This window comes from Streptomyces capoamus (assembly GCF_014654935.1).
GTDB classification, from domain to species: Bacteria; Actinomycetota; Actinomycetes; order Streptomycetales; family Streptomycetaceae; genus Streptomyces; species Streptomyces capoamus.
Map to the genome: position 1 here is coordinate 13866 of NZ_BNBF01000046.1, position 7304 is coordinate 21169.

The 7304-nt window shown below is 73.2% G+C and carries 7 protein-coding genes; 3 read left to right on the forward strand and 4 right to left on the reverse strand.

What is annotated here, in order from left to right:
* The 4 genes from IE312_RS36950 to glgX form a co-directional block, all read right to left on the reverse strand.
* The coding region (locus tag IE312_RS36950; RefSeq protein WP_370467697.1) for a glycosyltransferase at nucleotides 1-623 on the reverse strand (623 nt) is incomplete at its 3' end.
* Nucleotides 624-701: 78 nt separating this feature from the next.
* Nucleotides 702-1340: a hypothetical protein gene (locus IE312_RS36955; protein WP_229900894.1), complete on the reverse strand. Its 639-nt coding sequence runs from the start codon at nucleotides 1338-1340 to the stop codon at nucleotides 702-704.
* A gap of 10 nt (nucleotides 1341-1350) precedes the next feature.
* Nucleotides 1351-1857, reverse strand: a complete 507-nt coding sequence (locus IE312_RS36960) for a SigE family RNA polymerase sigma factor (RefSeq protein WP_189986697.1) — start codon at nucleotides 1855-1857, stop codon at nucleotides 1351-1353.
* 114 nt (nucleotides 1858-1971) lie between these two features.
* A complete protein-coding gene (gene glgX, locus IE312_RS36965) occupies nucleotides 1972-4215 on the reverse strand; it encodes a glycogen debranching protein GlgX (RefSeq protein WP_189986698.1) in 2244 nt (747 codons plus the stop codon).
* Between the two features lie 221 nt (nucleotides 4216-4436).
* Here glgX and IE312_RS36970 point away from each other — a divergent pair, with 221 nt between their 5' ends.
* The 3 genes from IE312_RS36970 to IE312_RS43515 form a co-directional block, all read left to right on the forward strand.
* Nucleotides 4437-5660 (forward strand): L,D-transpeptidase, encoded by a 1224-nt coding sequence (locus IE312_RS36970; RefSeq protein ID WP_189986699.1) that lies wholly within the window; start codon nucleotides 4437-4439, stop codon nucleotides 5658-5660.
* Between the two features lie 158 nt (nucleotides 5661-5818).
* A complete protein-coding gene (locus tag IE312_RS36975; protein WP_370467695.1) occupies nucleotides 5819-7051 on the forward strand; it encodes a L,D-transpeptidase in 1233 nt (410 codons plus the stop codon).
* Between the two features lie 80 nt (nucleotides 7052-7131).
* The coding region (locus IE312_RS43515; protein ID WP_229900899.1) for an enoyl-CoA hydratase/isomerase family protein at nucleotides 7132-7304 on the forward strand (173 nt) is incomplete at its 3' end.

Below are 7304 nucleotides of genomic sequence, written 5' to 3' on the forward strand. Positions count from 1 at the left end.
AACCATTCCCCGTCCCGCACCAGCGGCAGCAGCCGCTCGGCGGCCTCCCGCCGGACCGCCTTGAAACCGCACTGCGCGTCGGAGAAGCCGACGGCGAGCGTGCACCGCAGCAGGACGTTGTAGCACCGGGAGATGACCTCGCGCTTGGCGCCGCGCACCACTCGCGCGCCCGGCGCCAGCCGGGTGCCGATGGCCAGGTCGGAGTGGCCCGAGATGAGCGGGGCGACCAGCGGCAGCAGCGCGGTGAGCCCGGTGGACAGGTCCACGTCGAGATAGGCCAGCACGGGTGCCCGGGACTCCGACCAGGCGGCGCGCAGCGCCCGGCCGCGGCCCTTGCGGGGCAGCCGCAGCGAGGTCACCTCGGTCAGCTCGCCGGCCAGCCCGGCGGCGATGGCCGGCGTCCGGTCGGTGCTGGCGTTGTCGGCGATGGTGATCCGGAAGGGGTAGGGGAAGGTGTCCCGCAGGTGCGCGTGCAGCCGCCGGACGTTGGGTCCGAGGTCCTTTTCCTCGTTGAACACCGGTACGACCACGTCCAGGACGGGCTCCTCGTGGCCCGCCGGCAGCGGGGCGCGCCGGGGCGCGGGTGCCGCGGCCGGGGGAAGACTCGGCCGGCTCGGTCGGATGAATATCACGTATAACCCCGTTTGTTGTGATGTGTCGGGCATGCCGAGGGCATGCGGGAGCGGGTGGAGGCGCGCCGGCTAGCCGGTCGCGCCGATCGTCGAAGAGGGCTCGCCCGACGGCTCGGCGGGCTCGCTCACCGGCGCCGTGGCCGCTGCCGTCGTGCCGCCGGCCGCCGGGGCGGTGGCCGTGGCCGACGGCGGCCGGTACGAGGCCGTGGCGCCGTGCGCGGTGCCCGCGGTGGCCGTCGGCGGACCGGAGGGTGTCCGGGTGCGGGCCGGCGCCGAGGAGTTGGTCGTCGTCGCCGGGGACGTCGTGGACGGCGGCGCGCTCGGCGACTCGGTGGGGGACTGCGACGGCGAGGTGCTCGGTGCGGGCGACGGGCTGATCATGGGCCGCGGGTGCGGCGCGGTGGGCCGGCCGTCGGTGTGGCCGTGCGGCCACAGGAACAGCCCCAGACCGAGCCCGGCCACCGCCAGCACCGAGCCGGCCGCCCGGCGCGCCGTGCGCACCCGGCGCCGGGCCCGCACACCGGCGCGCAGCGCCTCCCGGTGCCGGGCCTCGAAGGGCGCGGGTTGCTGGGCCCGGTGCATGAGCTGCGCCAGCTGCCGCTCGAAGGCGTCGGAACCGTCCCAGCGGTCCCCGCCGCCGGGCCCCCGGTCCTCGTGGTCCATCCGGGCCCCGTGGTCCAGGTGATCCGTGTGATCCATGCGGTCCATGGGCTCTCCCTCACCCCACCGGCTCGATGACGTCGGCCAGGAGCCGGCGCAGCCGGGCCACCCCGCGCGCGGCGTGGGACCGCGCCGTGCCCACCGGGCAGCCCAGGGTCTCGGCGACCTGCCGGTCGGGCAGGTCCTGGTAGTAGCGCAGCACCACGGCGGCCCGCTGCTGCGGCGTCAGCTGGCCGAGCGCCGCCTCCAGCCGGGAGCGCTCGGCCACGGTCGCCGACATGTCACCGGCCGCCGCCACCTCGGGCAGCTGCTCCACCGGCCGCTCGCCCCACCAGCGCCGCCGCGCCGAGCGGGCCGCGGCCCGCGCCAGCACCTTGCGCACATAGGCCTCCGGCGCCTCGTCGGCGATCTTGGGCCAGACGAACCACAGCTTGACCAAGGACTCCTGCAACAGGTCCTCGGCCCGGTGCCGGTCCCCTCCGGTGAGCAGACGGGCGAGATGGAACAACACCGACCAGCGGGCCGCCACGAACGCGTCGTACTCACCGGCCCTGGTCTGCTCCATCCCCACGGTCCCCGTTCTCGCCGGCTCTTCCTCCACCAAGGGAAAGGCCCTTGACCCCGGCCGGCGCTGCACTCACCCGGCGTGATCCGCGTCACGCCGGGCTGGGACGGGGGTTCAGGCGACCCGCAGCAGCAGCACCGCCCGGGCCGGCACCGTGATCTCCGCCCCCGCCCGGTGGACCGTACCGGGCGCCCGCTCCTGGTCCTCCGCCGAGGAGTCCACGACCACCTCGTACCGCTCCGCCCACGGCGGCCCGGGCAGCACGAAAGGGGCCGGCCGGTCGCCGGCGTGCAGTACCGCGAGGAAGCTGTCGTCCACCACCGGGGCGCCCCGCTCGTCCCGGCCCGGGATGTCCCGCCCGGACAGGTACATGCCGAGAGTGGCGGCGGGCGCGTACCAGTCGCCCTCGGTCATCTCCGCGCCCCGCGGGGTGAACCAGGCCAGGTCGCGCAGCCCGTCCGCGGTCTGGGCCCGGCCGGAGAAGAAGGCCCGCCGGCGCAGCACCGGGTGCCGGTGGCGCAGCGCGATCAGCCGGGAGGTCAGGTCGAACAGGGCCCGCCAGCCGGGCTCCTCCAGCAGCGACCAGTCCAGCCAGCTGATCTCGTTGTCCTGGCAGTAGGCGTTGTTGTTGCCGCGCTGGGTGCGGCCGAGCTCGTCGCCGGCGACCAGCATGGGCACGCCGGTGGACAGCAGCAGGGTCGTCAGCAGGTTGCGCAGCTGCCGGCGGCGCAGCGCGCGCACCCGCTCGTCGCCGGTCTCGCCCTCGGTGCCGCAGTTCCAGGAGCGGTTGTCGTCGGTGCCGTCGCGGTTGTTCTCGCCGTTGGCCTCGTTGTGCTTGGTCCCGTAGGACACCAGGTCGCGCAGGGTGAAACCGTCGTGGGCCGTGACGAAGTTGACGGAGGCGTAGGGACGCCGGCCGCCCCAGGCGTACAGGTCGCTGGAGCCCGACAGGCGGTAGCCCATCTCGCGGACGTCCGGCAGGGCGTGCCGCCAGAAGTCCCGCACAGCGTTGCGGTAGCGGTCGTTCCACTCGGTCCACAGCGGCGGGAAGGCCCCCACCTGGTAGCCGCCGGAGCCGATGTCCCAGGGTTCGGCGATCAGCTTGACCCGGCGCAGCACCGGGTCCTGCGCGATGACCGCGAGGAACGGGGAGAGCATGTCGACGTCGTGCATCGAGCGGGCCAGCGCCGCCGCGAGGTCGAAGCGGAAGCCGTCCACGCCCATCTCGGTGACCCAGTAGCGCAGCGAGTCGGTGATCAGGCGCAGCACCTGCGGCCGGACCACGTGCAGGGTGTTGCCGCAGCCGGTGTAGTCGGCGTACCGGCGGGCGTCGTCCTGGAGCCGGTAGTAGCCGCGGTTGTCGATGCCCTTCAGCGACAGCGTGGGCCCCAGCTCGCCGGCCTCCGCCGTGTGGTTGTAGACGACGTCGAGGATGACCTCGATGCCGGCCGCGTGCAGCGCGCGCACCATCCGCTTGAACTCGCCGACCTGCTGTCCCGTCGTACCGGAGGCCGCGTAGGCCGCGTGCGGGGCGAAGTAGCCGATGGAGTTGTAACCCCAGTAGTTCTTCAGGCCCCGGCGCAGCAGGTGGTCCTCGTGCGCGAACTGGTGCACGGGCAGCAGCTCGACGGCCGTGACGCCCAGCTTCACCAGGTGCTCGATCGCGGCCGGGTGGGCGAGGCCCGCGTAGGTGCCGCGCAGCTCCTCGGGTATGCCGGGGTGCAGCCTGGTGAAGCCCCGCACGTGCAGCTCGTAGATGACCGAGTCGGCCCAGGGCGTCTTGGGGCGCCGGTCGTCGGACCAGTCGTCGTCGTCGTGGACGACGACGCCCTTCGGGACGTACGGCGCCGAGTCCCGCTCGTCGCGCACGGTGTCGGCGACCGACTGGTCCGGCCAGTCCCGGACGTGCCCGTACACCTCCGGCGGCAGGCCGAACTCGCCGTCCACCGCCCGGGCGTAGGGGTCGAGCAGCAGCTTCGCCGGGTTCCAGCGGGCCCCGGTCCACGGGTCCCAGCGCCCCTCGACCCGGTAGCCGTACCGCTGCCCCGGCATCACGCCCGGCACGAACCCGTGCCAGATCTCGTGCGTCAGTTCGGTCAGCGGAACGCGCGTCTCCCGGCCCTGTTCGTCGAACAGGCTCACCCGGACCGCCTCCGCGCCGGCCGCCCACAGCGCGAAGTTGGTGCCGGCGACCCCGTCCGGGCCGACCCGGAACCGGGCGCCCAGCGGGGTCGGCGTACCCGGCCACACGGCCGGGACGGGCGGTACGGCCCGCCGGGCGCCGTTCGTCGCCGACGGTTGCCCGCTCCCGGCCGCCGGATCCCCGGCCGGCGCCCGCTGCTCGGCTGCGCTCGTCACTGTCGGCCCCTCTTCTCGGTGGGCACGCCCGAGGGGCGCGTCCGGCCGTGCCGAGCGGCCGGGGGAGCGTTCCGGCACCCCCGGCCGCCCGGTACGACTGCGCCCCGACGGCTCCGAGGCGGGCGCGGCGGCTCCCCGACGTGTCGTCCTTCCCTCTGTTCTGCCCAGCGCGTGGCTCGCACTCACGTTTCCCCGGAGCGTGCAGCGTCGTTGAGCCTCGTGTGAGGCACGTAACAGGACGCGCACGGCGCGCGGGGGCCGCGCTGGCCGCCGCACTGACATGGGCGGGGCTGCTCGCGGGCTGCTCCGCGGACGGCTCGGGCCCGCTGGGCATGGGCGGGGCACTGGGCGGGCCGCCGCCCCCCGAGGACGTCATCCGGGTGACCCCGGACGACGGCAGCAGGGCCGTGCGCCCCGACGGCCGGCTACGCGTACGGGTGCCCGGCGGGCGCCTGGAGAAGGTGACCGTGGTCAGGTCGCAGGACGCGCAGGACACGCCGGTCGCGGGGCGCGTCAGCGCGGACGGGCTGACCTGGCGGCCGGACGAGGACCGGCTGGCGCTGGCCGCCAAGTACACCGTCGACGTGGTCGCGCTGGACTCCCAGGGCCGCCGCTCCGCCCGGCACACCACCTTCACCACCTACGTCCCCGACCGGCGGTTCATCGCCTACGTCACCCCCGAGAACCGCGCCACCGTCGGCACCGGGATGATCGTCTCGCTCTCCTTCAGCCAGGAGATCACCGACCGCGCCGCCGTCGAGCGGGCCGTCCGCGTCAGCGCGCGGCCCCCGGTCGAGATCCGCCCGCACTGGTTCGGCAAGGGCCGCCTGGACTTCCGCCCCGAGCACTACTGGAAACCGGGCACCGAGGTCACCGTCGACCTGGGCCTGCGGGACGTCGAGGGCGCCCGCGGCATCTACGGCCTGCAGGACAGGACCTTCTCCTTCACCGTCGGCCGCAGCCAGGTCTCCCTGGTCGACGCGGCCAAGCACACCATGGACGTACGGCGCGACGGGCAGCTGCTGGCCACCGTCCCCATCACCGCGGGCGCCCCCAAGCACCCGACCTACAACGGCAAGATGGTGGTGATGGACATGCTGGAGGTCACCCGCATGAACAGCCAGACGGTCGGCCTCGGTGCCGAGTACGACATCGCCGACGTCCCGCACGCCATGCGGCTCACCGAGTCCGGCACCTTCCTGCACGGCAACTACTGGGCCACGGACGCCCCGGGCCGGGTCAACGTCAGTCACGGCTGCGTGGGTCTGGTGGACGTCAAGGGCGGCAGCTCGGACACCCCGGCCGGCTGGTTCTTCGACCGCAGCCTCGTCGGGGACGTCGTCGAGGTCGTAAACAGCAAGGACAAGACGGTCGCACCCGACAACGGCCTCGGGGGATGGAACATGGGCTGGAAGGAGTGGAAAGCGGGCAGCGCGGAGAAGTAACCAGGTGGGGGGCGGGGACACGGGTGCGGGTGCCGGGCGGAAGTTGCGACGGAACGGTGACATTCGCCTGACACCCCGCTCAAAACCTGGCAGCTAATATGCGCGCACAACGTGGTGGGGAGCGGGCCTGATCAGGGGCCCGGCGAGGGGAGAACAACTTGAACGTGCGGCCTGTAGCGGGGGCGTCGGCTCGGGGGCGGCGAGGCCGTAGGGGACTGGCGGTCATAGCCGGCGCCCTGGTGCTGTCGCTGACCGCGTGCGGCGGAGGCGGCGGATCGGGGTCCGGTTCCGAGGACGGCAAGGGCGAGGGGGGCGGCCGGAAGGGCGGCCAGTCCGAGGCGGCGGTCAGCATCGCGCCCCGGTCGGGTGCCACCGGCGTCGACACCAGCGGCGCGCTGAAGGTCAGCGTCGCCCGGGGCAAACTGACCGAGGTCACGGTCAAGGACGAGAAGGGCGCGAAGGTCGAGGGCGCCCTCACCGGGGGCGGCTCCGCCTGGAAGCCGTCCTCGCACCTGGCCGCGGGCACCAAGTACACCGTGCACGCGGTGGCGAAGGACGCCGAGGGCCGCGCGGCCGCCGAGGACGCCACCTTCACCACGCTCACCCCGAAGAACACCTTCGTCGGCTACTTCACCCCCGAGGACGGCTCCACCGTCGGTGTCGGCATGCCGTTCTCCATACGCTTCACCCGGGGCATCACCAGCCCGGCGGCGGTCGAGAAGGCCGTCCGGATCAGGACGGAGCCGGCCGTCGACGTCGAGGGCCACTGGTTCGGCAACGACCGCCTGGACTTCCGCCCCGAGAAGTACTGGAAGGAAGGCACCAAGGTCACCGTCGACCTCGACCTGGACGGCGTCGAGGGCCGTGACGGCGTCTACGGCAAGCAGCGCAAGACCGTGCGGTTCACCATAGGCCGCAACCAGGTGTCCGTCGTGGACGCCAAGAAGCACACGATGAAGATCACCCAGGACGGCAAGGTAGTCAGGACCCTCCCGGTCACCACCGGCAAGTCCGGCTACGAGACCTGGAACGGCCAGATGGTCATGAGCGAGAAGCTCGCCGTCACCCGGATGAACGGCGAGACGGTCGGCTACGGCGGTGAGTACGACATCAAGGACGTGCCGCACGCCATCCGGCTCACCACCTCCGGCACCTTCATCCACGGCAACTACTGGGGCGGCGACGCCTTCGGCAACTACAACGCCAGCCACGGCTGCGTCGGCCTGCGCGACGTCCGCGGCGGCTACGACGGCTCCGTCCCGGCCGCGTGGTTCTTCAACCACTCGATGATCGGTGACGTGGTGGTCGTCAAGAACTCCCACGACGCCACGGTGGCCCCGGACAACGGCCTCAACGGCTGGAACATGTCGTGGGCCGCGTGGAAGAAGTGAGTCCCGGCTGACGAGCGGGCCCGGTGCTGTGAGGAACGGCACCGGGCCCGCCGCCGTTAGTGGCCGTTAACCTGACCTGCATGACCGTCACTCTGGAAGTCGCCGAAGGCGTCGGCACCCTGCGTCTGGACCGGCCGCCGATGAACGCGCTGGACATCGCCACCCAGGACCGCCTGAAGGAACTCGCCGAGGAGGCCACGCACCGCGACGACGTGCGCGCCGTGGTCATCTACGGCGGTGAGCGGGTGTTCGC

Excerpts from the sequence above, each read along its gene's own strand:
- IE312_RS36955 (WP_229900894.1), bottom strand. The coding sequence starts at position 1,340 with ATGGACCGCATGGATCACACGGATCACCTGGACCACGGGGCCCGGATG.
- IE312_RS36960 (WP_189986697.1), bottom strand. The coding sequence starts at position 1,857 with ATGGAGCAGACCAGGGCCGGTGAGTACGACGCGTTCGTGGCGGCCCGC.